25 protein-coding genes and 1 pseudogene are annotated in these 25,456 nt (G+C 64.4%); 6 read left to right on the top strand and 20 right to left on the bottom strand.

Going from position 1 to position 25,456, the window contains the following annotated elements; genetic code table 11:
* Positions 1-5: 5 nt before the first annotated feature.
* From VOM14_RS21865 to VOM14_RS21850, 4 genes and pseudogenes are all read right to left on the bottom strand, one after another.
* Positions 6-422, bottom strand: a complete 417-nt coding sequence (locus tag VOM14_RS21865) for a bactofilin family protein (RefSeq protein WP_327630829.1) — start codon at positions 420-422, stop codon at positions 6-8.
* A gap of 60 nt (positions 423-482) precedes the next feature.
* Complete coding sequence (locus tag VOM14_RS21860; RefSeq protein ID WP_327630828.1) at positions 483-869, bottom strand: hypothetical protein; 387 nt, start codon at positions 867-869, stop codon at positions 483-485.
* Positions 862-1,830, bottom strand: a complete 969-nt coding sequence (locus VOM14_RS21855; protein ID WP_327630897.1) for a M23 family metallopeptidase — start codon at positions 1,828-1,830, stop codon at positions 862-864. Before VOM14_RS21855 ends, VOM14_RS21860 begins: the two co-directional genes overlap by 8 nt.
* A gap of 185 nt (positions 1,831-2,015) precedes the next feature.
* Positions 2,016-2,300, bottom strand: a pseudogene (locus VOM14_RS21850) (dihydrodipicolinate synthase family protein); the annotation flags it as partial.
* Positions 2,301-2,404: 104 nt separating this feature from the next.
* Between VOM14_RS21850 and VOM14_RS21845 the strand changes: the two are divergent.
* Complete coding sequence (locus VOM14_RS21845) at positions 2,405-3,697, top strand: aspartate carbamoyltransferase (protein WP_327630827.1); 1,293 nt, start codon at positions 2,405-2,407, stop codon at positions 3,695-3,697.
* Between the two features lie 10 nt (positions 3,698-3,707).
* Here the strand turns inward: VOM14_RS21845 and VOM14_RS21840 are convergent, their stop codons facing one another.
* A complete protein-coding gene (locus VOM14_RS21840; RefSeq protein ID WP_327630826.1) occupies positions 3,708-4,484 on the bottom strand; it encodes an NAD(P)H-dependent oxidoreductase in 777 nt (258 codons plus the stop codon).
* Positions 4,485-4,558: 74 nt separating this feature from the next.
* Between VOM14_RS21840 and VOM14_RS21835 the strand changes: the two genes are divergently transcribed.
* The gene (locus tag VOM14_RS21835) at positions 4,559-5,467 is read left to right on the top strand and encodes a LysR substrate-binding domain-containing protein (RefSeq protein ID WP_327630825.1); all 909 of its coding nucleotides are present in this window, start codon (positions 4,559-4,561) and stop codon (positions 5,465-5,467) included.
* Between the two features lie 14 nt (positions 5,468-5,481).
* Here VOM14_RS21835 and VOM14_RS21830 read toward each other — a convergent pair whose 3' ends face one another.
* Positions 5,482-6,357 carry an aldo/keto reductase family oxidoreductase gene (locus VOM14_RS21830; protein WP_327630824.1) on the bottom strand — a complete coding sequence of 292 codons (876 nt, stop codon included), beginning with the start codon at positions 6,355-6,357 and terminating at the stop codon, positions 5,482-5,484.
* A 104-nt stretch (positions 6,358-6,461) separates the two neighbouring features.
* Between VOM14_RS21830 and VOM14_RS21825 the strand changes: the two genes are divergently transcribed.
* Positions 6,462-7,358, top strand: coding sequence for a LysR family transcriptional regulator (locus VOM14_RS21825; protein ID WP_327630823.1), 897 nt, complete (start codon positions 6,462-6,464; stop codon positions 7,356-7,358).
* A gap of 106 nt (positions 7,359-7,464) precedes the next feature.
* Positions 7,465-8,688: a sensor histidine kinase gene (locus VOM14_RS21820; protein WP_327630822.1), complete on the top strand. Its 1,224-nt coding sequence runs from the start codon at positions 7,465-7,467 to the stop codon at positions 8,686-8,688.
* Between the two features lie 14 nt (positions 8,689-8,702).
* Here VOM14_RS21820 and VOM14_RS21815 read toward each other — a convergent pair whose 3' ends face one another.
* The gene (locus tag VOM14_RS21815; RefSeq protein ID WP_327630821.1) at positions 8,703-9,086 is read right to left on the bottom strand and encodes a hypothetical protein; all 384 of its coding nucleotides are present in this window, start codon (positions 9,084-9,086) and stop codon (positions 8,703-8,705) included.
* Positions 9,087-9,097: 11 nt separating this feature from the next.
* Positions 9,098-10,282, bottom strand: coding sequence for a hypothetical protein (locus tag VOM14_RS21810; RefSeq protein WP_327630820.1), 1,185 nt, complete (start codon positions 10,280-10,282; stop codon positions 9,098-9,100).
* A gap of 506 nt (positions 10,283-10,788) precedes the next feature.
* On the opposite strand from VOM14_RS21810, the gene VOM14_RS21805 reads away from it, so the two are divergent.
* Entirely contained in the window at positions 10,789-11,169 is a 381-nt protein-coding gene (locus VOM14_RS21805; RefSeq protein ID WP_327630819.1) for a DUF2917 domain-containing protein, read from the top strand.
* Positions 11,170-11,257: 88 nt separating this feature from the next.
* Here the strand turns inward: VOM14_RS21805 and VOM14_RS21800 are convergent, their stop codons facing one another.
* The 8 genes from VOM14_RS21800 to VOM14_RS21765 form a co-directional block, all read right to left on the bottom strand.
* A complete protein-coding gene (locus tag VOM14_RS21800; RefSeq protein ID WP_327630818.1) occupies positions 11,258-11,854 on the bottom strand; it encodes a hypothetical protein in 597 nt (198 codons plus the stop codon).
* 281 nt (positions 11,855-12,135) lie between these two features.
* The gene (gene pcaF / locus VOM14_RS21795) at positions 12,136-13,338 is read right to left on the bottom strand and encodes a 3-oxoadipyl-CoA thiolase (protein WP_327630817.1); all 1,203 of its coding nucleotides are present in this window, start codon (positions 13,336-13,338) and stop codon (positions 12,136-12,138) included.
* Between the two features lie 394 nt (positions 13,339-13,732).
* The gene (denD, locus tag VOM14_RS21790) at positions 13,733-14,713 is read right to left on the bottom strand and encodes a D-erythronate dehydrogenase (protein WP_327630816.1); all 981 of its coding nucleotides are present in this window, start codon (positions 14,711-14,713) and stop codon (positions 13,733-13,735) included.
* 37 nt (positions 14,714-14,750) lie between these two features.
* Positions 14,751-15,536 carry a 2-oxo-tetronate isomerase gene (gene otnI, locus VOM14_RS21785; RefSeq protein WP_327630815.1) on the bottom strand — a complete coding sequence of 262 codons (786 nt, stop codon included), beginning with the start codon at positions 15,534-15,536 and terminating at the stop codon, positions 14,751-14,753.
* A 102-nt stretch (positions 15,537-15,638) separates the two neighbouring features.
* Positions 15,639-16,301 (bottom strand): 3-oxo-tetronate 4-phosphate decarboxylase, encoded by a 663-nt coding sequence (gene otnC, locus VOM14_RS21780; protein WP_327630814.1) that lies wholly within the window; start codon positions 16,299-16,301, stop codon positions 15,639-15,641.
* Positions 16,298-17,608 (bottom strand): 3-oxo-tetronate kinase, encoded by a 1,311-nt coding sequence (gene otnK / locus VOM14_RS21775; protein ID WP_327630813.1) that lies wholly within the window; start codon positions 17,606-17,608, stop codon positions 16,298-16,300. The genes otnC and otnK overlap by 4 nt, the downstream gene beginning before the upstream one ends.
* Positions 17,609-17,622: 14 nt before the next feature.
* Positions 17,623-18,513, bottom strand: coding sequence for an L-threonate dehydrogenase (ltnD, locus tag VOM14_RS21770; protein WP_327630812.1), 891 nt, complete (start codon positions 18,511-18,513; stop codon positions 17,623-17,625).
* A 53-nt stretch (positions 18,514-18,566) separates the two neighbouring features.
* Positions 18,567-19,271 (bottom strand): FadR/GntR family transcriptional regulator, encoded by a 705-nt coding sequence (locus tag VOM14_RS21765; protein WP_327630811.1) that lies wholly within the window; start codon positions 19,269-19,271, stop codon positions 18,567-18,569.
* A gap of 206 nt (positions 19,272-19,477) precedes the next feature.
* On the opposite strand from VOM14_RS21765, the gene VOM14_RS21760 reads away from it, so the two are divergent.
* Positions 19,478-20,302, top strand: a complete 825-nt coding sequence (locus tag VOM14_RS21760) for an IclR family transcriptional regulator (protein WP_327630810.1) — start codon at positions 19,478-19,480, stop codon at positions 20,300-20,302.
* 63 nt (positions 20,303-20,365) lie between these two features.
* Here VOM14_RS21760 and VOM14_RS21755 read toward each other — a convergent pair whose 3' ends face one another.
* The 4 genes from VOM14_RS21755 to VOM14_RS21740 form a co-directional block, all read right to left on the bottom strand.
* Positions 20,366-21,556, bottom strand: coding sequence for a M20 aminoacylase family protein (locus VOM14_RS21755; RefSeq protein ID WP_327630809.1), 1,191 nt, complete (start codon positions 21,554-21,556; stop codon positions 20,366-20,368).
* 67 nt (positions 21,557-21,623) lie between these two features.
* Entirely contained in the window at positions 21,624-22,175 is a 552-nt protein-coding gene (gene phnN / locus VOM14_RS21750; RefSeq protein ID WP_327630808.1) for a phosphonate metabolism protein/1,5-bisphosphokinase (PRPP-forming) PhnN, read from the bottom strand.
* Between the two features lie 124 nt (positions 22,176-22,299).
* On the bottom strand, positions 22,300-24,123 hold the full coding sequence (locus tag VOM14_RS21745; RefSeq protein ID WP_327630807.1) for a diguanylate cyclase domain-containing protein: 1,824 nt from the start codon (positions 24,121-24,123) through the stop codon (positions 22,300-22,302).
* On the bottom strand, positions 24,123-25,271 hold the full coding sequence (locus VOM14_RS21740; protein ID WP_327630806.1) for an extracellular solute-binding protein: 1,149 nt from the start codon (positions 25,269-25,271) through the stop codon (positions 24,123-24,125). Before VOM14_RS21740 ends, VOM14_RS21745 begins: the two co-directional genes overlap by 1 nt.
* Positions 25,272-25,456: the final 185 nt, after the last annotated feature.

Below are 25,456 nucleotides of genomic sequence, written 5' to 3'. Positions count from 1 at the left end.
GAGGCTCAGTCGCGGCCGGCGTCGGCCATCGCCGTCAGCGGCGTGGGCGCCTGAGCGCCGTCGCGCCGCGTGAGCTTGCCGTCCACCGAAGCGCCGCAATCCATGCGCAACTGCTGATAGTAGATGTTGCCCGTCACATGCGCGTTGTCTTGCAACTCGACGAAGTGATCGGCGATCACGTCGCCGACTATCTTGCCGTTGACCACGACATCGTAGCCGTGCACGTTGCCCTCGACCGAGCCGCGGTCGCTCAGCACGAGCAATGTCTGGTTGCCTGGCTCGCCGCTCACATTGCCCTTCACGTGGCCATCGAGGCGCAGGCCGTCGGTGAACTGAAGATCGCCCGTGATGCGCACGTCGTGAGCGATCAGTGTGGCGAGTCTGGCCTGCCGGATGCCAGGGGCTTTTTTCTTGCTGAACATAAAGACTCCAAAGATGAGATGGATTGCGCGAGACAGCCACGCGGCGACGCGACATCGCGCCTAGCGGCGTGGCGCGGTTTTGCTCTGGCCTCGCAGGAATTGCAGTTCGCCGTCGAGCCGGGCGACCTCGGCCGCGGCGCTATCCGCTGTTTTCTGCACCGCCGCGCGCGCCGCCGACTCCTGCTGCAAGGCAAGCCGCGTTCGCGCCAGTTCCGTCTGCCCGGCGGTTTGATCGACGGACGCGGGAGCGCATTGTGTGAGCGGCATCCCGGCGCGCCGCAGCAAATACGGTTTGCCCGCGATCACCGCGCCCGCGCCGGCCGCTGCGCTGAGTGCGCCCGCAAGCGCCCACACGGCGATGCGAAAGCGCAACCGGCGAGCCGGCCTGAGCGTATAGACACCCTGCGTCAGAGCGCGGGCGTCGCGAGTGAAAACGGGTTCAGCCATGAGCAGCAGAGGAAAACAGCGCGAGGTAAGCAGCGGGATCGACAGGCGCGCCGTTGACCAGCACTTCGAAGTGGAGATGCGGCCCCGTCGAGCGTCCCGTCGATCCGACGTCCGCGATGTATTGGCGCGGCAGCACGAGGTCGCCGACATGCACGACGATGCGCGACGCGTGACCGTAGCGCGTCATGAGCCCATTGCCGTGATCGATTTCGACCGCGTTGCCATAACCCGGCTTTTCGCCCGCGAACACCACGCGGCCGCCTGCCGCCGACAGAATCGGCGTGCCCGTTCTGGCGACGAGATCGAGACCCGGATGAAAACTCAGCCGATGCGAGAAAGGATCGATGCGATTGCCGAACGGCGACCCGAAACGCGCGCCGTCGGCGGGCATGCGACCGGGAAATGCGGCGTAGGCGATGGCGTGGCCGGCGGTCTGTTTTTCCAGCGCGCCCAGCGTGGCGGCGAGGCAGTCGAGTTGCGCCGCCGTGCGCCTGGCGTCGGCGGGATCGCGCGTGAGCGGAATCAGTTCGCTACAGCGCCGCGGCGGCAAGAAGGGACCGCCCTCGCCGGCGCCGTCGGTCGCGGAGGTGTCGGCGTCCGAAGCCGGAGCCACGGCAACGGGCGCGCGCGGCGCGGGACGCGGCGTATTCAGACGCGCTTCGAAGTCGCGTAGTGCACCGACTTGCCCGGTGAGACGCGCGATTCGCGGCTCGATCTGCGCCACCGACGCGTTGAGCTTGCCGATCTGGTCGATTGCGTAATCGCGCTCGATCCGGTTCGCCGTCCGCATGCCGGAATCGTCGCGCGCGGACCACCGCATGCCGATGGCGATGCCCACCGCCAGCGCGAGCATGGCGGCCACGCCGGCCGCACCGAGCGCGCGCGCCATTGCCCGGCGCCGCGTGACGAGGCCGACCGAGCCGCTCGCAAGCTGACGGCCTGCGCGAAACGCGGACACCATCAGCGTGTCCACGAGCGCGCCGCGCTCGCGCTGCGCGAGTGTGAGTCACGGCGCACAGGCGGCGTATGAAAAACCGGCACGAACCGGACGAACAGAACTGACTGCATGCGGCATCAACCGGACCGACGCCGGCTGCAATAACAATGAACGGCGCCGATTATCGCCTTGCAGCCGGAAGCAGCATCTCAAATAGACTGATGCTGGCCGCCCGCTTCACGCGACGCCCGTTCCAACGCGACAATGCGCGCCGCCAGATCGGCGCTCGCGCGTGTCATCGGCGCGCGCAGTTCATCGCGGATCAGGTCTTGCGCAGCCAGCAACGCCTTCACCGGCCCGGGGTTCGGTTCGGCGAACAGCGCCTCGATCAGCGGCGCGAGCGCGTAAAAAATGCGCCGCGCTTCGTCGAGCGCTCCCGCGGCAAGCGCGCGATGCAACGCGACGAACTGTTCGGTGCGGACATGCGCGGACGCCCCGTGGTGGCACAGCGCATCCCGAAATGACTTGACTTCTACGGCAGGCGATCTAATATACGCACAGCGTATATACGATAAGAAACTTTTCGACAGGTGCCTTCATGAGCGTCCCGCAACAAGCCTTCCTCCGCGACGCCATGCGTCGCCTGAACATGACGCGCGATACGTTCGCCGGCCGCATCGGCGTGTCGCGCCGGGCACTGGACACGTGGCTTTTACCGGACGACTCGCAGGAATCGCGGGCCATGCCGGAGATTGTGGAGCGCTTCGTGTCGGAAATCGTGGTGAGCGGCGAGCCCGGCGATAAATATACGCAAAGCGTAGATTCACAGTCGCTCGCCAGCCAGATGCTGTGGGAAGGCAAGCCGCAGTTGTTGTCTGTGGATCAGTTCTCGCGCGATTCGGTCGAGGCGCTCTTTCGCGTCGCGGACATCATGCAGCCCATCGCCCGGCGCCGCAAAATCTCGCGCGTGCTGGAAGGCGCGGTGCTCGGCAACCTGTTCTTCGAGGCGAGCACGCGCACCCGCGTGAGCTTCGGCGCGGCGTTCTGCCGGCTGGGCGGCTCGGTGTGCGACACGACCGGCTTCACGTTTTCGTCGATGGCCAAGGGCGAGTCGATCTACGACACGAGCCGCGTGATGAGCGGCTACGTCGACGCGCTGGTGATCCGCCATCCGGAGCAAGGCTCGGTGGCCGAATTCGCGCGCGCAACCAACGTCCCGGTGATCAACGGCGGCGACGGTCCGGGCGAGCATCCGAGCCAGGCCTTGCTCGACCTCTACACCATTCAGCGCGAGTTCTCGCGGCTCGGCAAGATTGTCGACGGGGCGCATATCGCGCTAGTCGGCGACCTCAAATATGGGCGCACCGTGCACTCGCTCGTGAAGCTGCTGGCGCTGTATCGCGGCATCAAGTTCACGCTGATCTCGCCACCCATGCTCGAAATGCCGAGCTATATCATCGAGCAGATTTCGCGTAACGGGCATGTGATCGAACAGACTCACGACTTGACGGGCGGACTGCGCGGCGCCGACGTGGTGTACGCGACGCGCATCCAGAAAGAGCGCTTTACCGACGAATCGTTCGAAGGCTACACGCCCGACTTTCAGATCAACCAGGCGCTGGTGGACAGCGTGTGCGGCAGCGATACGCTGATCATGCACCCGCTGCCGCGCGATAGCCGGCCGGGCGCGAACGACCTGAGCGTGGACCTGAATCACGACTCGCGGCTCGCGATTTTCCGGCAAACCGACAACGGCATTCCCGTGCGCATGGCGATCTTCGCGGTGCTGCTCGGCGTCGAAAAACTGGTTCAGCACTCCATGCGCGACGCGGCCTGGCGTCCGCCCGCGTATCTCGGTCCAGACGACGCGGTTTTTCACGGCATCGATTGAACCCCTCCGACTATTCGACGTGCACGCCGAGCCCCTCGCGGCCCGCGGCGATGTCGTCCTTCAACGTCAGTTCGGGAATCCGGTAAGCGCCGCCGTTCTGCGGACGGAACGGTATCGGCGCCGTGTTCCAGAGCGTGTCGAGGCGCTCGCCGAGCGCTTCGCGCACGTCGAGATATTTCGCTTCGTCCACGCGGCTCGTGCGATAGACCACGAACGGCGGCAGCACATCGAAGCCGGGGTAATACAGCACGCCGTGCTGGATCGGAAACAGCACATCGTCGATCGGACCGTTGATGCCGCGCGCGCTGTAGTGCGATTCCCAGCCGCCCGTGGTGACGACCAGCATCGCGCGTTTGCCGGCGAACATGCCCTCGCCGTAACGGTCGCCCCAACGCGCGTCCGAGTGCTCGCCCACGCCGTACGCAAAGCCGTACGCGTAAACGCGCTCCACCCATCCCTTCAAAATGGCGGGCATCGTGAACCACCAGAGCGGAAATTGCAGAATGACCGCGTCGGCCCACTTCAGCTTGGCCTGTTCCGCGGCGATGTCCGCGCTTTGCAGTCCGTTTTCGAACGCGTGCTTCGACGCGCGTGACGGATCGAAACGCTCACCCGCGCGATGGGCGAGGCTATCGTCCGCATCGAGCGACGCCTTCCAGTTCATCGCATACAGATCCGACACCTGAACCGTGTGCCCCGCGTCCTGCAATCGCTTCACGGAAAAATCCTTCAGCGATCCATTCAGCGAGCGCGGTTCAGGATGAGCATAAACAATAAGAACGTTCATTGAGCCGGCCTTCTTCCTATCTGAAAGCAACCACAATAGATCTGCGCACGGTATATTGGAAATGAATTGCTGATATGACAGGTATTACCGTGAATAATCTCCGTCAACTCGATCTGAATCTGCTCGTCACACTCGACGTCTTGCTCGCCGAGCTGAACGTGACGCGCGCAGCCGAACGCCTGAACTTCTCGCAGCCTTCGGTGAGCGTGCATCTCGCGAAATTACGCGACGTGCTAGGCGATCCGCTGCTGCTGCCGGGGCCGCGCGGAATGCGCGCCACGGCTCGCGCGGAAGCATTGCGCGAGCCCTTGCGGGAAGCGCTCGAAGCACTGGAACAGGCAGTGGCGCCCGCGCGTCCTTTCGATCCGGCGCAGGCCACGCAGACCTGGCGCATTGCCGCGACAGACTATGCCGAATCCACGATCCTCCTGCCGGCGTTACCGGGCTTGCGCGCGGCGGCGCCCGGCACGCGTCTCGCCATCGTCGAGGCAGCTCCGCCGCGCATCGCGAAGCAGGCGGAGCAAGGCGAGATCGACCTCGCGTTTCATACGAGCGAAGGCGCACCCGCCGGCTTGCGTCGTCGCGTGCTGTTTGCCGAGCGCTATGTACTCGCGGGCCGCGCGGATCATCCGCGTCTGAAACGGCGGCCGACTCTCGCGCAATTCTCGAAGCTGGAGCACGTGATCGTGTCGCCGGATGGCGGCGGCTTCACCGGCGCGACCGACGAAACGCTGGCTCAAGCCGGCCTCGCGCGCAAGGTCGTGCTTTCCGTGCCGCACTTTCTCTTCATGATCTCCGCGCTCGCGAGCACCGACCTTGTGGCGATGGTGCCCGCGCGCCTGGTTCGCGGCAACGCGGCGTTGCGCGTGGTCGAGCCGCCCATCGACGTGCCGGGTTATGAAATGGCGATGCTATGGCATGAGCGTTCGCATCGCGACGCCGCGCATACGTGGTTGCGCGCGCATATCGCGGATTCGGTCTAGCGCGCGCTGCTCGTCTACGCGTTGTCGCGGCCGACGGCATCCAGTTTCGCGAGCGTCTCGTCGTCCAGTTTCAGATGCGTTGCTTGCAGGTTCTCGCGCAAATGCTCCGTGGACGACGTCCCCGGAATCAGCAGGATATTGGGCGAGCGCCGCAACAGCCACGCGAGCGCGACTTGCATCGGGGTGGCGTCCAACGTTCGCGCAATGTCCGTCAGCGCGGACGATTGAATCGGCGTGAAGCCGCCCAGCGGAAAGAACGGCACATAAGCAATGCCCTTGCCCGCGAGTTGGTCGATCAGCGCGTCGTCGGCGCGATGCACGAGGTTGTAGTGGTTCTGCACGCACACAATCTTCGTGATGCGCTCTGCCTCGGCAACCTGCGCGGACGTCACATTGCTCACGCCGATGTGGCGGACCAGTCCGCGCTGTTGAAGCTCGGCGAGCGCCGTCACCTGCTTTTCGATCGATCCTTCTTTTGGTGCATGCACGTCGCCCATGATGCGCATGTTGACCACGTCGAGCGCATCGAGGCCGAGGTTGCGCAGGTTGTCGTGCACGCCGCGCTCGATGTCGGCCGGTTCCAGCGCCGGCAACCACGCGCCGTCGCTGCCGCGCACCGCGCCGACCTTGGTGACGATCACGAGATCGTCGGGATAGGGATGCAGCGCTTCGCGGATCAACTGGTTGGTGATATGCGGCCCGTAGAAGTCGCTGGTATCGATGTGATTGACACCCGCTGCCACCGCTTCGCGCAGCACCGTCAATGCGGCGTCGCGATTTTTCGGCGGGCCGAACACGCCCGGTCCGGCGAGTTGCATCGCGCCGTAGCCCATGCGCCGCACAAGGCGGCCGGCGAGCGGGAAAGTGTCCGTCGTGTCAAGACTCGGCATGGTGATCTCCTTCGTGAATGGATCGACAGCAGTATGGCCGGGATTGCATCGTTGAATAAAGCGGGCTAACGTGCACGGGTTGTTCAAATTGATGAACAGTCGCCATGGAATTAAACGACCTCACCGCCTTTGTTTCAGTCGCGCGCGCGGGCGGCTTTCGCGACGCGGCGCGCACGAGCGGCGTTTCAGCGTCGAGTCTCAGTATCGCCGTGCGCCGTCTCGAAGCGAAGCTCGGTCTGCGCCTTCTGAACCGCACCACGCGCAGTGTCGCGCCGACCGAGGCGGGCTTGCGTCTGCTGGAAAAGCTGACGCCGCTGTTCGGCGAGATGGAAGCCGCGCTCGACGTGCTCAACGTGTTTCGCGACACGCCGAGCGGCACGCTGAAACTGAACGTGCCGTCGAGCGCCGCGCGCATCGTGCTGCCCGGCGTAATCGCGCCGTTTTTGAAGGCCTATCCTGACATCCGCGTCGAAGTGCTGGTGGAAGACGGCTTTGTCGATGTGCTGTCGATAGGCTGCGACGCCGGCATTCGTTACGACGAGCGGCTCGAACAGGACATGATCGCCGTGCCGATCGGCCCACGGGTGCAACGCTTTGCGACGGCTGCCGCACCCGCTTATCTCGACATTCACGGACGGCCGCAGCATCCGCGCGAACTCCTTTCGCATGCCTGCCTGCGCGGCCAGTTCGCGGGCGGCGCGACGCCGACATGGTATTTCGAGCGCGACGGCGAGCGCGTGCAACTCAATCCGTCGGGCCCGCTGCTCGTGCGGCCGGGGGCGGCGATCGATCTCGCGGTGAGCGCCGCCGTCGAGGGTGTCGGCGTGATCCATCTGTTCGAGGACATGTTGCGCGCGCATCTCGACAGCGGCGCGCTGGAACCGATTCTCGAACCGTGGTGGCAGCGTTTTTCCGGGCCTTTTCTCTATTATCCGGGGCGCCGTCACTTGCCCGCGCCGCTGCGCGCGTTCGTCGATTTCCTGAGAGACCACAATGGATAAATTCGACGCGCCGCAATTTCGGCGTCTGGCCGTCAAATTGCGGTCATAATGATTCGCCGCCCTGAAACCACATGGACGTTCCGGACACTTCATCCACCGCACCATCATGACCGACACTCGCGTTAGCCCGCTGCGCAACTTCGCCGAATTCGTGCGCGTCGAGCGGGACCGATTCACCGAGCAATGGATGAACGCGGTTTTCGGCGAGGCTGGCCTTCTCGAAGCCGACAAGCTCACGTATCAGCAACTCGCGGACCACTTGCCGGAGATTCTCGACAGCTTGTGCACGGCGCTCGACACGGAAGATCTGGAGCGCGTCGAACCCGCCATCGAACGCGACGCGCGCAAGCACGGCATGGTGCGCTGGCGTCAGGGCTACCGGATCGAAGAGCTGGTCCGCGAACTCGACCTGTTCCACCAGGTTCTCGCCGACGCGCTCGACGAATACGCCGCGCGCGACCGTGCGTTCACACGCCGCCACGAAAGCCGCGCGCGTCGCATCATCGCGGAAACGATCAGCGTGGTCACGCTCACGTCGATCAAGGAAGTGGTCAGCGAACGCGACCGCAAGATCGACGAATACACCGGCAGGCTGGAGCGCGCGAATCACGAACTCATGCTGAAACAGCGGCTCGTCGGCGAACTGCACGAGTCGCGCATGCACATCACGCGCAGCGTCGTTCACGATCTGCGCAATTTTCTGAACGCGTTTTCCATGGCGCTGCAACTGATCGCTCGCGCGCCCGCGAAGGCCGACACCGCGCTGGCGCTGGCGAACCGGCAGGCCGCGGACATGAAGGCGCTCGTCGATCAGATGGTCGAATACTCGGTGATACTCGGCGACGGCGTACCGCTGACACTCGAAGAGGTCGATCTGCGCGAGCTTTACGAGGAACTCGCCGCGTCGTCGCGGCCGTCGATCGAGAGCAAGGGGCTGACGTTGCGCGCGGCGTTCGATCCCGCGCTGCCCGCTGTGACGTCGAACCGTCTCAAGCTCAAACAGATCGCCGTGAATCTGCTTTCGAACGCGACCAAGTACACGAAGTCGGGACAAGTCGAACTGAGCTTCGCGACGGACGGCGCGCAACACTGGTCGATCCGCGTGTCGGATACCGGCGTGGGCATTGCGGCCGCCGACGCCGACCGCGTATTCGACGAATTCGAGCGCGCCGCCGGCGAGGACATTCCCGGCAGCGGGCTCGGTCTCGCGATCGTCAACGAACTATGCCGCGAACTGCACGGGCACATTGATTTCCTCTCGCGTGAGGGCGTGGGCACGACGTTCACGATCCGCTTTCCGTTAGCGTTGACGCCGTCTGGAGAGTCATAAGGGCAGATCGGGCGCTAGGGCGTCGATCCGCTGAGGGCGAGACGCGGGCATGCGTTCACCGCGCCGCTCTTGCCGCTCATGCTGCTGAGGCCGCGCATCACGACTTCCGACGACATGCCGTCGCGACGCGCCAACTCCGCGAGGTCGAGCAACGCGGCGTAGCGCGCCGCGCAATCCGTCGGCGGGACGACCGCCAGAAGTTCGCGCGGTACGTCGTCATTGGCCACGAACCGCTGCACGGCGATCGCCAGTGCTGTCACCACGATCAACGTCGCCCATCTGCCCGCTTTGCGAATCGGGCGTGCTTCGGTGGCGCGCGGCTTGCGTCGATGCGCAGCGGCGAGACGCTGCATCGCCCGGGCGCGGCGGGGGTCAATCAGGCGCTTGCTGAATGGCATGGCGTGGCTCATCAGGACCAATGCGCCGGCACGTAGACATGGCCGACCCAATGGCCCGGCACCCAGACCACCGGACGCGGCGCGGGCGCAACATAGACTCGGCGCGGCGCGACATACACCACGGGCGGCGGCGGTGCGTACACGACACGCGGGGCGACATAGGCGACAGGTTTCGGCGTCACCACGACCGGCGGCGCGTACACCACCGGCTTAGGCGCCACGACGACAGGCGGAGGTGTCACGGCTACGGTCGCGGTCGTCGTGGGTGTTGTGGGCGCAGGTGCCACGGCCACGGCGGGCGCAGGCGCAGGTGCAGGTGCAGGTGCAGGTGCAGGTGCTACGACCACGGCAGGCGCTGGCGCAGGTGCTACAACCACGGCCGTCGCAGGCGGCGGCACATACACCACCGGCTTCGGCGCCACCACGACGGCCGTGCCGCCAGTCGCCACCACGCCCGTGCTCACTACGGTCCCACTCGAATTCACGGTGTTGCCGTGCGTGCCGGTCACGCTCGTCGATGTCGTCACGACACCCGGCGCGACACGCGTCGCCGTGCCGGCGTGCGTGACGGTGCCGCCCTCCGAGCCGGTCGCCGTGCCCGAGCGCGAGCACGAAGCACCGGCACAGTTCGTCGATGCCGAGTGATTGACCGTGTTGCCGTTCGCGCCCGTCACCGATCCCGACGACGAATACTGTCCCGCGCCGTTCTTCGTGACATCGCCAGAAGTGGTGGCCGTTTTGCCATCCGGTCCGGTGAGCGAGCCGGTGTGCGAGCAGGTGCCGCCCGCGCAATTGGTATCGCCCGCATGCTGCACCGAATTTCCATAGCGGCCGGTCGCGGTGCCCGAGTTCGAAAACTGGCCCGGCGCATTGCGCGTGACCGTGCCGGTGTTGGTCGCGAGGCCGCCATGCGGTCCGACGACGCCGCCCGCATGCGAGCAGCTGCCGCCGCCGCACGAGCCGTAATGCCCTTCGTTGTAGACACCGCGCGAGGTGTACGCGGTGCCGTGCTGCGACCACGCGAATGCCGACGCGCTGCCGAGCGCGAGCATCGCCGCCGTGGCGGTCAGCGCGAATTTGTGTAGCGCGCCGCGAACACAGCCCGAGCCCGCGACAGGAGTCGAAACGGTTGAAGCGCCAGTTGACGCGCCAAGTGAGGCATCGGTGGCCAAGACTGCAAATGATCGGTTTTTCACGGTATGTCCTTCGTGGATTCAGGCCACTTCGTGCGTCTGCTGCTGCGCTGCGTGGCGATGAACGGACTATAAAAGGACGCGCCGTAACAATCAGCAGGGAAGATATGTCATCGGGTTTCACCGCGCGGGCATCCCGCGCAGCATGGCTTTGCGGGCGTTTTTTCGTCGCCGCGACATCGCCCGACATAGTTTGTTGCAGGCGAAAACGCGGGTTGAAGCGCTGTCTGCGCCGCACGTGCCGCCATCGCTTCGTCGCCGAAAAATTGGCCGATTTTCGTTGACAAGGCGTGCGGCACAACGGCACACTCATTCGCATGTTGATGCACACCACCATCGCCCAAGCGAATAAAAACCCAATGCGAGCCATCGTCGGCTGGCCGTTGGGAGTAGGTGCGCGTTAGCAGTCTGAATCTGCAAAACAAGACCCCCAAGGCCCCGCCGGTAACGGAAGGGGCCTTTTGTTTGGTGGGCGCCTCCGTGAGCCGGCTCGATAAGCGGAGAGCAAGATGGATCAGACAAGCCCGCACTGCATGGACGACGACGCATATCGTTATGCGTATCAGCAGGACGAACGTCTGCCCAAGGTGGTGGTGCATTTCTCAGTGATGCCAGGCGCCACGCTGACATGGCGTGTCGAGGCGGATAGCACGCTCGCGGTGAAAGGCGCGCGCGTGTGGCTCACGCGCATCGTGTCCCCGTACGATCACTGGATCGCGCCGGGCCACGCTTTTTGCCTGCAACGCGGCGAACGCATATGGCTGAGCACCGATGGCGAACGTGCAGCACACGTTTCGCTAACCTGCGCGTTGCCCGCGAAGGGCGGCATGTTCAAGCGCTGGCTGACGCGGCTCGCGGGTTTGAGCCTCGGACCGCCCACGCCGCCTTGAAATGTGGCGCGCTTATGTCGCGGGAAACCGCAACGCAAAACCGGCGCGATGATCCGCACAATCATCGCGCCGCGCCAACCTCTTCGTGTCACTGAGCCGCGCCTTGTGGCGTATTTTGCGGCGTGATCTGCACAGCCGCAGCCGACACGAATACCGCGTGCACCGTGTCGCCCACCTTGACGCCGGCGAGATCGACCTGCGGACCGACTTCGAGCGTTTGCGTCTGCGACGCACCGCGCAGCGTGACGAGGCGCCGCTTCTGGTCGATCTTCTGCACGGTGGCGAGCACTTCGATCTGCCGCGCCGATTCGAAACCGCCCGAAGCCGGCGTATAGACCTGCGTATCGACACGCGAGCGCACACCCTTGTCTTTGCCCGTGACCCGGTCGGCCTTCACGAGCAACGCGTTCTTGTAGAGCGCGTCCACGTGATCGCCCACTTTCAGATTCTCGAAACCGGCGACCTGCTGGCTCACGAGCACGATCACGACATGGCCGTTCGGCCCTTTGAGCGTGAGCGTGCGGGTGCCGGGGTCGATGCCGGCAATCGTGGCTTTCATATGCACGGGCTGCACCGCGCTGACGACAGCCTGCGCGTCGCTCGCCATGGTGTCTTGCGCCCACACGGGTTGAACTGCGGCGAGCACCGCTGCCAGGAATGCCGCTCTTATCGTCGATGTCTTCATCTACGCGCTCCTTCATAAATTGCCGGATGTGATTCGTGCCCATTTCGCATCGCGTTGCATGCGTACATAATCAGGACACTTGATTAAATGCACGGTGCAAGAATTGTACATCCGCTGCAGAAAGCGGATACCGCTTCGACATATGCCGACACACTTCGCCTCGGCGCGCATATCGTGCGGCATAAATGAAAACAGCCTCTTCGCGATGGCGAAGAGGCTGTTTCCAGAACGATGCGATGTAAAGCGCAGCGTGCCGCCGCATGCGCGCGACTTCTACCTCATCACACGCGCTCGATCGCGATGGCGATGCCCTGCCCCACGCCGATGCACATCGTGCACAACGCAAAGCGGCCTTGCGTGCGGTGCAGTTGATACATCGCCGTCGTCACGAGCCGCGCGCCGCTCATGCCGAGCGGATGACCCAGCGCGATTGCGCCGCCGTTCGGGTTCACGCGCGCGTCGTCGTCGGCCACGCCCAAGGCGCGCAGCACCGCAATGCCTTGCGAGGCAAACGCCTCGTTCAGCTCGATCACGTCGAACTGGTCGATCGTCATGTTCAGGCGCGCCAGCAGTTTTTGCGTGGCGGGCGCAGGGCCGATGCCCATCACGCGAGGCGCGACGCCGGCCGTGGCGATACCCAGCACGCGGGCGCGCGGCGTGAGGCCGAAGCGCTTCGCGGTTTCTTCATTCGCGAGCAGCAGCGCCGCCGCGCCGTCGTTCACGCCCGACGCGTTGCCCGCCGTCACCGTGCCGTCGGCACGCACCACGCCCTTCAGTTTCGCGAGCGTCTCAAGGCTGGTTTCGCGCGGATGCTCGTCTTGCGACACCGTGATCGGATCGCCCTTCTTCTGCGCGATCGTCACGCCGACGATTTCCTGCGCAAGCGTGCCGTCCTTCTGCGCGCGCGCCGCTTTCTGCTGGCTGCGCAATGCAAACGCGTCCTGATCGGCGCGGCTGATGTTGTAATCGGTCGCGACGTTCTCGCCGGTTTCGGGCATCGAGTCGACGCCGTACATCTGCTTCATCAACGGATTGACGAAGCGCCAGCCGATTGTCGTGTCGTGGATGTCGGCCTGACGCGAGAACGCGCTCGTCGCCTTGCCCATCACGAACGGCGCGCGGCTCATGCTTTCGACGCCGCCGGCCACCATCAGCGCGGCCTCGCCCGACTTGATCGCGCGCGCGGCAATGCCGACCGCGTCCATGCCCGAACCGCACAGACGGTTCACCGTCGAGCCCGGCACGCCTTGCGGCAGACCGGCGAGCAGCAGCGACATGCGTGCGACGTTGCGATTGTCTTCGCCGGCCTGGTTGGCGCAGCCGTAGATCACGTCGTCAATCGCGTTCCAGTCGACGTTCATGTTGCGCTCCATCAGCGCCTTGAGCGGCACCGCGCCCAGGTCGTCAGCGCGAACCGAGGACAGCGAACCCGCATAGCGGCCAATGGGTGTGCGAATCGCGTCGCACAGGAATGCTTCGGTCATGTGATGTCTCCAGTGATGTGCGGTGTGCGCCACGCCGTCAGCATGGTGCGCGTGGATGCCTCGAAGCATCGGCCGGGGCACGCGCGGCCGCGCGGCTGTCAGCGAGCCGCCAGCAAGCCGCCAGCAAGCCGCCGCGTCAGTTCAGCTTAGCGCAGGATGATGAAGAGTGCGTCCAGGAAGGCGAGCCATTTGTTCTTTATGCGAACTTACGGTCACATATCGAACAACCAGGCTCGATAATAGGCGTGCGGCCGAAACGCTGTCAAGCACGCGCCGGTCCGCACCAGGGAATATGTGCGGGTAGCGGCGGCGCGCGGAAAGCGTCTGACGATTGATGCGCCCGCGTCGCCGAACCGTTTTCCGGACAGACACGACGCGAGGCTGGCGAGAAGTTTCAGCGGACCTGAATGCCCTCGTCGGCGATGTAGCCGCGAATCACGTCGGCGAAACTCTGCTCGCCGGCGAGGCCCAGTTGCTCCGCGCGCGACGTGTCCCAACGCCCCGGCCAACTGCCGACAATCTTCTCCACGCGCGCATCCGGCTGCCACACGATCCGCTTCGCGACTTCATCGCCGGCCACCTCGCGCAGCGCCGCGACCATCTCGTCGACGCTCACGCAAATGCCCGGCAGATTCAGCACGCGCTGGTTGCCGAGCCGGGCCGCATCGAGTTCGAGCCCTGCAATCAGGCACTCGATCGCCTTACGCGGCGACAGCAGCCACAGGCGCGTCGAAGCGTCGACTGGACACACCGCCTGTTCGCCGTTCAGCGGTTCGCGAATGATGCCGCTCGCAAACGACGACGCCGCCGCATTGGGCCGCCCCGGCCGCACGCTGATGGTCGGCAGGCGCAGCACGCGTCCGTCGACGAAACCGCGCCGCGAGTAATCGTTGAGCAGCAACTCGGCAATCGCCTTCTGCGCGCCGTACGACGACTGCGGATTGAGCGCCGTATCGTTTTGCACGACGTCGGGCAGGTCGCCGCCGTAGACCGCGACCGAACTCGTGAACACCACGCGAGGTTGGTGCCCGCGTTGGCGGCACACGTCGAGCAACAGTCGCGAGGCGTCGAGATTGATGCGCATGCCCAGCTCGAAGTCCGCTTCGGCCTGACCGCTGACAACCGCCGCCAGATGAAAAATCGCGGCGGTGCCGCCGTCGATCGCGCGTTCGAGCACGCTGCGCTCCGCAATGTCGCCCACTATGGTGCGCACGCGGCTATCGTCGAAATGATTGGCTTGGACGACATCGAGCAGCACCAGTTCGGTGATGGCTTGCGGCACGCCACGCGCGTCCTTCAACGAACCGCGCGAGAGCAGTTCACGCGCGAGGCGCTGGCCGAGAAATCCCGCGCCGCCGGTGATCAGGACTTTCATGATTGGCTGTCTCCTTCCTCTGTGTTTTCGTTGTTGATCAGGCGGCGTTCAGATACGGCTTGAGCCAGCCGAGTCCCGCGGACGTCGCGGCGCGCGGCCGGTATTCGCAACCGATGTAGCCGTCGTAGCCGAGCGAGTCGATCACGTCGAACAGATACGGATAGTTGATCTCGCCCGTATCCGGTTCGTGTCGCTCGGGCACGCCCGCAATCTGAATGTGGCCGATGCCCGCGTAATCGCGCTTGAGCTTCATCGCGAGATCGCCTTCGACAATCTGGCAGTGGTAGCAGTCGAATTGCACCTTGAGATTCGGTGCGCCGACCTCCGCGCAAATGGCCTGCGCTTCGTCCTGCCGGTTCAGGAAAAAGCCCGGCATGTCGCGCGTGTTGATCGGCTCGATCACAATCGTGATGCCTTCGCCTTGCGCCTTTTTCGCGGCATACGCGAGGTTTTTCAAATACACCGCGCGATGCCGCTCGCGCGAATCCTCCGCGCCGATCAGTCCGGCCATCACATGCAGCTTGCGATTGCCGATCACGCGCGCGTAGTCGAGCGCGGTGTCGATGCTGCGGCGGAATTCGTCCTCGCGTCCGGGCAGCGTCGCGATGCCGCGCTCGCCGGCGGCCCAATCGCCGGGCGGCGCGTTGAAGAGCGCTTGCGTCAGATCGTTTGCATCGAGCCGCGCCTTGATCTCCTCGGCGCGGAAATCGTACGGAAACAGAAACTCGACCGCTTTGAAACCGTCTCTTGCCGCAGCGGCGAAACGGTCCAGAAAAGCGTGCTCGTTGTACATCATGGTCAGGTTCGCAGCGAAGCGAGGCATGGCGGCAACTCCTTTGAAGCGCTGTCAAGCAGCAACGAATGTCTCTTTGAATGGAAGCGTGAAGCGTCGCCTTCTGGCGATCTGACTGTTTTCGAGCGGGGACTACCAGCGCGCGCCGAACGCGCTGCGCAATTCTTCGAGCGAGGTTTCGTCGAGCGGCGCGGGCCGTGGCTGCGTCATGAGCCACAGGCGCGCGGTTTCCTCCAGCTCTTCGAGCGCATACGCGGCATGCGCGACCGAACGCTCCCACACCACGGGACCGAGCCGTTCGAGCAGCACTGCACGAACACTGCCGGCAAGCGCGGCGATTTGCGCGGCCACTTGCGGATCGCCGGGCCGCCTGTAACGGATCAGCGGTACGTGTCCCACTTTCATCACGTAGTACGGCGTGATCGGCGGCAGCACGTCGGTCTCGCTGAAGACGCACGCGAGCGTGAGCGCGACGAGATGCGTGGAATGCGTATGGACGATGCCGCGCGCTTCGCCGTTATGCGCATAGATGCCGCGATGCAGCGCGAGCGTTTTCGACGGCTTGCCGCCGGATACCGCGTTGCCGTCGAAATCGACTTTGGCGATGTCGGCGGGATCGAGCCGGCCGAGGCACGCATCGGTCGGCGTGATCAGCCAGCCGTCTTCGAGCCGCGCGCTGATGTTGCCCGCCGTGCCCACCGTGTAGCCGCGCTGATACAGACTCGCGCCGGTCACGCAAATTTCCTCGCGCACGCGCGCTTCGTTCGTCGAGTGGATTGCGCTCGCGTGGCTCATCGCGCGGCTCCGTCCAGATGCCGCAGCGCTTTTTCGAAGAAGTCGGTCGTGCCGAAGTTGCCGGACTTCAAGGCGAGAGCGAGCGGTTGCGCACCCGTGGTGGCAGTCGCCGGCACGCCGGGGTCGATCTGCGCGCCGATGCGAAGCGTGCGCACGTCGAGCGCCTGCACGACCGCCCCCGAGGTTTCGCCGCCGGCCACCACGAATTTGCGCACGCCGCGCTCATGCAAACCACGCGCAATCGCGGCCAGGGTGATTTCGACCAGATGCCCCGCTTTTTCGACGCCCAGTTCGCGTTGCACGGCTTTCACTTCGTCGGGCGTGGCGGTGGCGTAGATCAGCATCGGCTCGGCTTTGTCGAGGTGAGTCTGAGCGAAGGCCAGCGCCTTGTCGACGACCGCTTCGCCGCGCGCCGCCGCGAGCGGATCGATGCGGAACGCGGGCCGCGTTTCGCGCCAGGCCGCGACTTGCGCGTTGGTCGCCTTCGACGCGCTGCCGGCCAGCACCACCGACAATCCTTCGACGCGCGGCAATTGCGCGGCATCGGCGGATTCCGCGAGCAGGCCCGCACGGCGGAAGTTGGCCGGCAAGCCCAACGCAATGCCCGAACCGCCCGTGATCAGCGTGAGGCCTGCGCATGCTTCGCCGAGCACGTAGAGGTCCGCGTCAGACACCGCGTCGGCAATCGCCATGCGCACGCCCTGGTTGCGCAACGCGTCGAACGATTCGCGCACGGCCTGTGCGCCCTTCGCCACCGCGTCGTAACGCACGAGCCCGACTTTCGATGACGTCTGACGTTGCAACACGCGCACGAGGTTCGCGTCGCGCATCGGCGTGAGTGGATGGTTCTCCATGCCGGACTCGTTGAGCAACGTGTCGCCCACGAACAGATGGCCGCGAAAAATCGTGCGGCCGTTCTCGGGAAACGCGGGACATGCAATCGTGAAGGCGCTTGCGCCGCCCTCTGCCGACAGCGCGTCGAGCAACGCGTCCGTGACCGGGCCGAGGTTGCCCGCATCGGTCGAATCGAAGGTCGAACAGTATTTGAAAACGAACTGACGACACCCTTGCGCGCGCAACCATTCGAGCGCGGCCAGGGATTGCGCGACTGCGTCCGCAGCGGGAATCGTGCGCGACTTCAGGGCGACCACCAGCGCATCGGCTTCGATGGTTTCGCCTTGCTCGGGCACGCCGATGGTCTGCACCGTGCGCATGCCGCCGCGCACGAGCATGTTGGCGAGGTCCGTTGCGCCGGTGAAATCGTCGGCGATGCAGCCGAGCAGCGCGTGTTTTCTGGTCGTTGTCATGAGGGGCGCTCCTTTTATCTGGCCGCCGGCACGTCGATGCCGGGGAAAATCTTGATGACTGCGGAATCGTCCTCGCCGCCGTGGCCGGCCGTGGACGCCATCATGAACATCTGATGCGCCGCCGCCGAGAGCGGCAACGGAAACTTCGAGCGGCGCGCGGTATCGAGCACGAGGCCGAGATCCTTGACGAAAATATCGACGGCCGAGAGCGGCGTGTAATCGCCGTTGAGTATGTGCGGCACGCGGTTCTCGAACATCCACGAATTGCCCGCGCTGTGCGTGATCACGTCGTAGAGCGCGTCGGGTTCGACGCCTTCGCGCAGGCCGAGCGCCATTGCCTCGGCCGCCACCGCGATATGCACGCCGGCCAGCAACTGATTGATGATCTTCACTTTCGAGCCCGCGCCATGCGCCAAACCCAGCCGATAAACCTTGCCGGCCATCGCCGCGAGCACGTCCTCGCACGCCGCGTAGGCCGCTGCGGGGCCGGACGTCATCATTGTCATTTCGCCGGATGCGGCGCGCGCCGCGCCGCCCGAAACCGGCGCATCGAGCATCTGCAAGCCGGCCGCTTCAACGCGCTTGCCGAGTTCGGCGGCGACGTCCGGCGCGACCGTCGCGCTGGCGATCACCACACTGCCCGGCTTCATCGACGGGACTGCGCCCGCTTCGCCGAACAACACCGCCTCGGTTTGCGCGGCGTTCACAACCAGCGTGATGACGACTTCGCATTGCGCGCCGAGTTCAGCGGGCGATGCCGCGCCGACGCCGCCTTCCGCGACGAATGCATTGAGAACTTCCTTGCGCAGATCGCAGGCGTGCACGCGAAAGCCCGCGCGCAGCAACGAGCGCGCGACACCCAAACCCATTGCGCCAAGACCGATGACACCGACATTTCTGGACATGCTGACCTCTGTGTAAAGGGTGATGCGCTGGCGCGAATCGCGCGGACGCGGCATCAGCGGATGCCCGCTTCAGCGAGCCGCCGCGCCGCGTTGTACATATGAGTACTCGCGGCATTGCGCGCCGCCATCGGATCGCCGGCACGAATCGCGGCGGCGATCGCCGCGTGTTCTTCGCGCACCTGACGGGAAAAGTCCTCGCGCAATGCCTCGTTGCGGCGAGTGACGACCGTGCCGGCTTCGAGATACTGGTTCAGGAACGCGAGTGTCTTGAGGAAATACGGATTGCCAGTGGCCACCGCGATCGCGCGATGAAACGCCACGTCTTCGGTCACACCGTCTTCGCCTTCCGCCACGGCTTCGTCGATCTTCGCGAGGGCGGCGTCGATGCACATCATGTCCGCGTCGGTGCGGCGCATCGCGGCCTCGGAGGCGACTTCCGCCTCGATCGCCCGCCGCAGCGCGAGAATCTGCACGACCGAGCCCGGCTCGACCGCTTCCGCGTAGTCGATGCGCAGCGGCCGCACCGCGCCGTGCGCCGCGACGAACACGCCGCTGCCCTGACGCGGCTCGACCACGCCTTCGTTCTTCAGCCGCGAAATCGCCTCGCGGATCACCGTGCGGCTCACGCCGAACTGCTGCGCGAGCACCGCCTCGGTCGGCAGCTTGCCGCCGCGCTCGAACGTGCCCTTGTCGATCTGCTTGAGAAGTTGCTGCGCGACAGTGTCGCTCATGGCGCGGGCCGGGATTTTGTCGAACATCCTATGCCTCGCTTGTCATGTCATCGGGTCATCATACAAATTTTTGAGTCGCGGTCGCATCCACGCAAACCCTGGGTTTTCAAAGGACGCGCCCGTGAAGTTGGCGAAACGGAAGGCTTGAGCTATCGTCACGCCTTTGCGCACCCTCGCGGCGGCCAGCTCGCCGCGAGCCGTGTCCGAGCCTTTCGAACGCATTGTCCAGGTCCATGAGCAAAGCCTTGCCGCCGTCTTCCGCCGATTCCGCCAGCGCCGAACCGGCCCCGGACAAACCGGGCGACTCCTATGTGCAATCTTTCGCGCGCGGCCTCGCAGTGATTCGCGCGTTCGACGCGAAGCGCCCCGAACAGACGCTCACCGACGTCGCAGCCGCCACCGGCCTCACGCGCGCCGGCGCACGCCGCATTCTGCTGACCTTGCAGACGCTCGGGTATGTGGAAGCCGAAGGCCGCCTGTTCCGCCTCACACCGAAGATTCTCGACCTCGGCTTCGCGTATCTGACGTCGATGCCGTTCTGGAATCTGGCCGAGCCCGTCATGGAAGAGTTGTCCGCGCAGGTGCACGAAAGCTGCTCGGCGGCCGTGCTCGATCGCACGGAGATCGTGTATGTGTTGCGCGTGCCGACGCACAAGATCATGACGATCAATTTGTCGATCGGCAGCCGCTTGCCGGCGTATTGCACGTCGATGGGCCGCGTGCTGCTGTCCGCACTCGACGACGAAACGCTCGACACCACGCTGAATTCCTCGCCGCTTTACGCGCACACGCCGCGCACGGTGACGGACAAGGAAGAGCTGAAGAAGCTGATCGCGCAGGTGCGCCGCCAGGGCTGGGCGATCGTCGATCAGGAACTCGAAGGCGGTTTGATCTCGCTTTCTGCGCCGATTCGTAACCGCCAGGGGCGCGTGATCGCCGCGATGAACATTAGCGGCAACGCACAGCGCAATTCGGCCAGACAGATGGTGAAAGCGTTTCTGGAGCCGCTGCAACAGGCCGCGCAAACCGTATCGGAGATGGTGGCAAGGCGCGGCTGAAGCGGCCGCCGCCCGCCAATTTCACCGCGCCTTCGAAGCGCGCGGCGCGCGCGACTACTGCGTCTAGCGGCTCAGATACCGCTCCACCAGACGCGTCCAGAATGCCGCGCCGACCGGCAGATTGCGATCGTTGAAGTCGTAATGCGGGTTGTGCACCATGCAGCCATCTTCGCCCACGCCGTTGCCGAGCCGCAGAAACGTGCCCGGCCGCTGTTGCAGCATGAACGCGAAATCTTCGCTGCCCATCAGGATGTCGGTCTGTGCAACCACCTTGTCCTCGCCCACGAGTTCGCGCGCGACCTGCACCGCGAAATCTGTTTCGTCATCCGAATTAATGACGACCGGATAGCCTTCGATATATTCCACGATGGCCTTGCCGCCATAGCTCGCCGCCTGGCTTTCGGCGAGTTCGGTAATGCGTTTTTTCAGCAGCGCGCGCACTTCGGCGCTGAACGAACGCACGCTCAGTTCGAGCGTCGCCTTGCTGGAGATCACATTGTTCGCGGTGCCCGCGTGCATGGAACCCACGGTCACGACCGCCGGCTGCGATGGATCGACGTTGCGCGCGACAATGGTCTGCAACGCCATGACGATGCTCGCCGCCACCACGACAGGATCGACCGTCAGATGCGGACGCGCCGCGTGGCCGCCCACGCCTTCAATCGTGATGATCGCCTTGTCGCCCGCCGACATGAACGGGCCTTTGCGGAACAGCAGCACGCCCGGCTCCGCGCCCGGATGATTGTGCAAACCGAACACGGCGTCGCACGGAAAGCGCTCGAACAGGCCGTCGTCGATCATTTTCTTCGCGCCGCTATCCACGCCGCTTTCCTCGGCCGGCTGAAAGTACAGATGCACTGTGCCCGAAAAATTGCGCGTGGCCGCGAGGCGTTGAGCGGCGCCGAGCAGCATGGTCGTGTGGCCGTCGTGGCCGCATGCGTGCATCTTGCCGTGCGTGCCGCTCGCGTAAGGCAAGCCGGTTTGCTCGATGATCGGCAGCGCGTCCATGTCCGCGCGAATGCCGATGCTGCGCGCGCCGTCGCCCACTTTCAGCGTGCCGACCACGCCGGTCTGGCCGACGCCGCGCGTGACCTGCCAGCCCCATTGCTCGAGTTTCTCCGCGACGAGCGCGCTGGTTTGCAACTCCTCGTAGGCGAGTTCGGGATGGTGATGAATGTGATGGCGAATTTCGCGCAGGCTTTCGGCGGCGGGAATCAGATCGGATACTTCGGTGAAACGCGCGGTTTCGCTCATTTTTTATGGGGCTCCGTGATGTGAGGCGACATGAAGGCAGATATGAAGGCAGACGTCCAGGCTATCACTATAGCCCGGCTTCCGCCTTGAGAAAGGCGATCAGCGCGTGGCCCGCGTCTTCGAGTTCGCCGGAGTTGTCGATGGACTCCCAGCGAACGCCGTCGGGCAGAGAAAAAGGCGCGTGACGGGCGAGCCGCGCCGCCACCTGTTCCGCCGATTCACGCGCCCGCGCGCCGAGACGCGCTTCGAGAATATGCGGCGCGGCGTCGACATGCACGACTTCCGCGCGCGGATAACGCGCCAGAGCATGATGCAAATACTGCCGCGATCCATTGACGACCACCGTGCAGCCGCGCGCGAGCCACGCATCGAGTTCGATACCGATGCCATAACGCAGTGAATGACTCGACCATTCGAGCGCGAAGAGACCCATCAGCGAACGCGCCGCGAATTCTTCGACGGTGAGCGCGATATGCGCCTCGCCGTGACCGCTTGGCCGCGTAATGTAGCGATGCGCAAACAGAACCGGCTCGCCCATCAAACGCTTGCGCGCGAAATCCAGCAACGCGTCTTTACCTGCGCCGGACGGCCCCATCACATAGACCAGGCGACCTGTCATGGGCCCCTCACCTCGTGGCTCTGAAACGGCACACTTTGCCACAAGACGGCAGTCCGCGGGGCGGGCTTAACACGCCGTTACGCGGCGTAACGCGCTGTTCCCGCAAGCATATGCAGTGCCTGCATCAGGCGGTCGGCTCGGCCTCGTGCCCTTCTGTTGCGCCTTCGCCGCCATGCAGATGCGCCGCTTCGGCGGCTTGCGCCTGCTCGCGCCGGCGCGCTTCGAGGACGTCGTGATAACGCAAATACGCACAACGTCCCCCGGATTTCGCGGCGTACATCGCGGCGTCCGCGTTCAATAGCAGCTCTTCCGCCGTGCCGCTGTCGTCCGGAAACTGACTGATGCCGATGCTCGATCCCACCGTCATGCTTTGACTGTCTATCGCAATCTCTTCGTTCAGCGCGTCCATGATGCGCGACGCGATGCCGGGCGCCGCTTCCCCCGAACGCGGCCCTTCGATCAGTACGATGAATTCGTCGCCGCCAAGACGCGCCACGACATCGGCGGAATGCAGCACCTGCTTGAGCCGCCGCGCCACTGCAACGAGCACCTTGTCGCCGACGGAATGGCCGAACTGATCGTTGATCTGCTTGAAGCGGTCGAGGTCGACGAACAGCACCGCGAGCCCTTCGCGACGGCGCGCCGCGTCCTGGATCGCGCGTTCGAGTTTCTCCATGAACAGCATGCGGTTCGGCAATCCGGTGAGCACGTCGTGCGTGGCGAGATGCACGAGTTCGCGCTGCTTGACATGCAGCACATCCATTTGCGATCTGATTTCGCGGCGCAAACGATCGAAGCAATGCGCGAGAATGCCGATCTCGTCGGTGCGTTTGAGCGGCAGCGTTTCCATTGCGTGCTCGGCGAAGAGATGCGTGGCCGCATACGCGAGCATATGCAGCGGCTTGGTGAGCGCGCGGGCAAACAGAATCGCGAGGAACAGCGCCAGCACACTGAAAATCAGCACCATGCGGATGATGCTGCCGCCCAGCAGATGCGCGCCGGAAAGCACATCTTCGAGCGGCTTGCCGAGTCCGAGCACGATGAAGCGGTTGCCCTCCGATGCACCGAACGGCCTGCGCACGAATGCGAGCACCTGTCCCTCTGCCTGGTGCGGCTTCGCGAGTCCGTTCACGAGTATTTCGCTTTCCCTCTGCTCGAAGAGCGGCTTCGTGACCGTGAAGCTGTCCTGCATCAGCACGCGGCGGCCACGGTCGAAACCGAAAGTTTTCGACGCATCGGGATGAACGAGAAAGTCGCCCCATTCGTTCGCGAGGTACACCTCGTAGTCGCTCGGCAAATCGCTTTGCAGGCGCTTGAGCAAACCCGCGAGATCGATGTCGATCACCACGACGCCCACCACGACGCCCTGTGCATTCGCCACGGGCGTGGCGACGCGCAGCGTCGGCTTGCCTTCGGCCGCGTGCGTGCCGTATTCGTGATTGACCGACATCGGCGAGGTGTAGATGCGTCCCGGCGAAAACGCGAGCGGCTCGAACACATACGCAAACTGGCCTTTTTCCTGCAGATTGCTGCCTTCCACGCGCATGAGTCCGTCGGCATCGCGGTCGAAGCGAATGATTTCGAGGCCGTAATGCGAGCGGCTGATGAGGCGGATTTGCAGGTATTCGGGGTGATGCACCATGAAACTCGAGTACACGCGCGCGAGCCATTCGCGCGACGGATTCGCGCCGAATCCGTCATCGGTCGAGACGACTTCGGCCGACGAGGGCAAGCTCGCGAGCACGAGGGCGTCGGCGCCGACGTCGTCGATGGAGACGGAAAAGCGCTGGCCCAGCAACTCCGTCGAGGTCAGCAGACTGTGCCCGGCTTCCCTCACGAGCATCGTGCGGTTCGCGTGATAAGCGTAATAGCCGGTTGCGCCCGAAGCCAGCACGCCAATGCACGCGAATAGAAGCGACAGCTTGAAAGTGAGGCCTGGGCGGATCATCAGAAGCGCTCCGAGCGGTCGCCCGACACGATTCGGGCCCACAGGTCCTCGCGCCGTTGAATATTTTCCACGGGTCCGATCCAGACGATGCGAGCGTTTTGGCTATTGGCCGCCGGCGCGGTCAACGTGTTCGCGAGTCCTTGCCGTTCCGTCAGCAAGCGGCTCACGTCCGGTTCGAGCATGTAGTTGATCCACGCGAGCGCGAGCGCGCGGTCGGTGACCGCGCGCGTCATTGCCCAGCAATCGAGCCATGCGAGCGCGCCTTCGTCGGGAATCACGTAGCCCACGTCGGCGCCCGCGCGACGCAGCATTTCCACTTGCTGCGTGCCGTAATTGCCGAACATCAGCGCAACGTGATGCTGGATGAAAAACGCCGTCGCCTCTTCGGGCAACGTGTAATAGGTCAGCAAATTGCGACGTAAATCGACGAGCTTGTGCGCGATCGCGCGCATCTGCCCGGCGTTGAGATCGAACGGGTGCGGATAACCCAATGCGAGCGCCGTGAACGAGAAATTGTGCTGCGCGCTGTTGAAGTCGAGCACCTTGCCGCGGTAGCGCGGGTTCCAGAGTTCGCGCATCGAGCGCGGCGCAACGGTAATCTGCTTGCGATCGTAGATGAGCCCCATCGACGAATAGGTAAATGGAATCGCGTAGACCGCGCCATTGGCCGTGAGCCCGCCAATCGACGCGCGCGCCTGAAAGCGCGGCAATTGTCGTTGCGTGTTGGGCAGGCTTTGCAGATCGAGCGGAGCAAGCAGATGGGCGCGCGTATAGCGCTGGATTTCCGCGGTGTTGGCCGCGAGCACGTCGAAAGAGGCCGGGTTTTGAGCGTGCAGTTGCGCCCATAAGGCTTCGTCGGAATCGACGAGCGTGACTTCCACCTTCGCGTCGTAACGGGACTCGAAGTTCTTGACGACGTCAGCGTCGGCGTAACCGGGCCACGCCAGCACATGCAGGACTTTCTTCCCGGTTTCAGCGGATGCACTAGAAAGAAGCGCGAAGCAAACCAGCGCGCTCAGGACGAGCCGGAAGTATCTGCCGAAAGAGCTGCGCGCCGCCGACGAAGCTCGCGGCGAAGCCGCTGCAAGTCGCCGCTTGCCGCGCCGTATGCCACGACGCAATTGTTCTGCCATCGAAATCATGTGCATATGCAACACCGTTTAGCAGAAGGCAGTTTCACGAGCAGACGCTGACGTGATCCACTCGCGAATTCAATACTGGGGCATTTCCTCAGACTGAAAAGCGTTTTGCGTTGCAAGGCCAGCGCGAGGAGCAACGATGATAGCGCCAAGCAATATGTTTTTGGCTTCCTTGTCTCCTCAATGCCGATAAA

Source organism: Paraburkholderia sp. MPAMCS5 (assembly GCF_036016995.1).
Taxonomy (GTDB): Bacteria; Pseudomonadota; Gammaproteobacteria; order Burkholderiales; family Burkholderiaceae; genus Paraburkholderia.
This window is presented reverse-complemented; position numbering and strand designations above follow the sequence as displayed.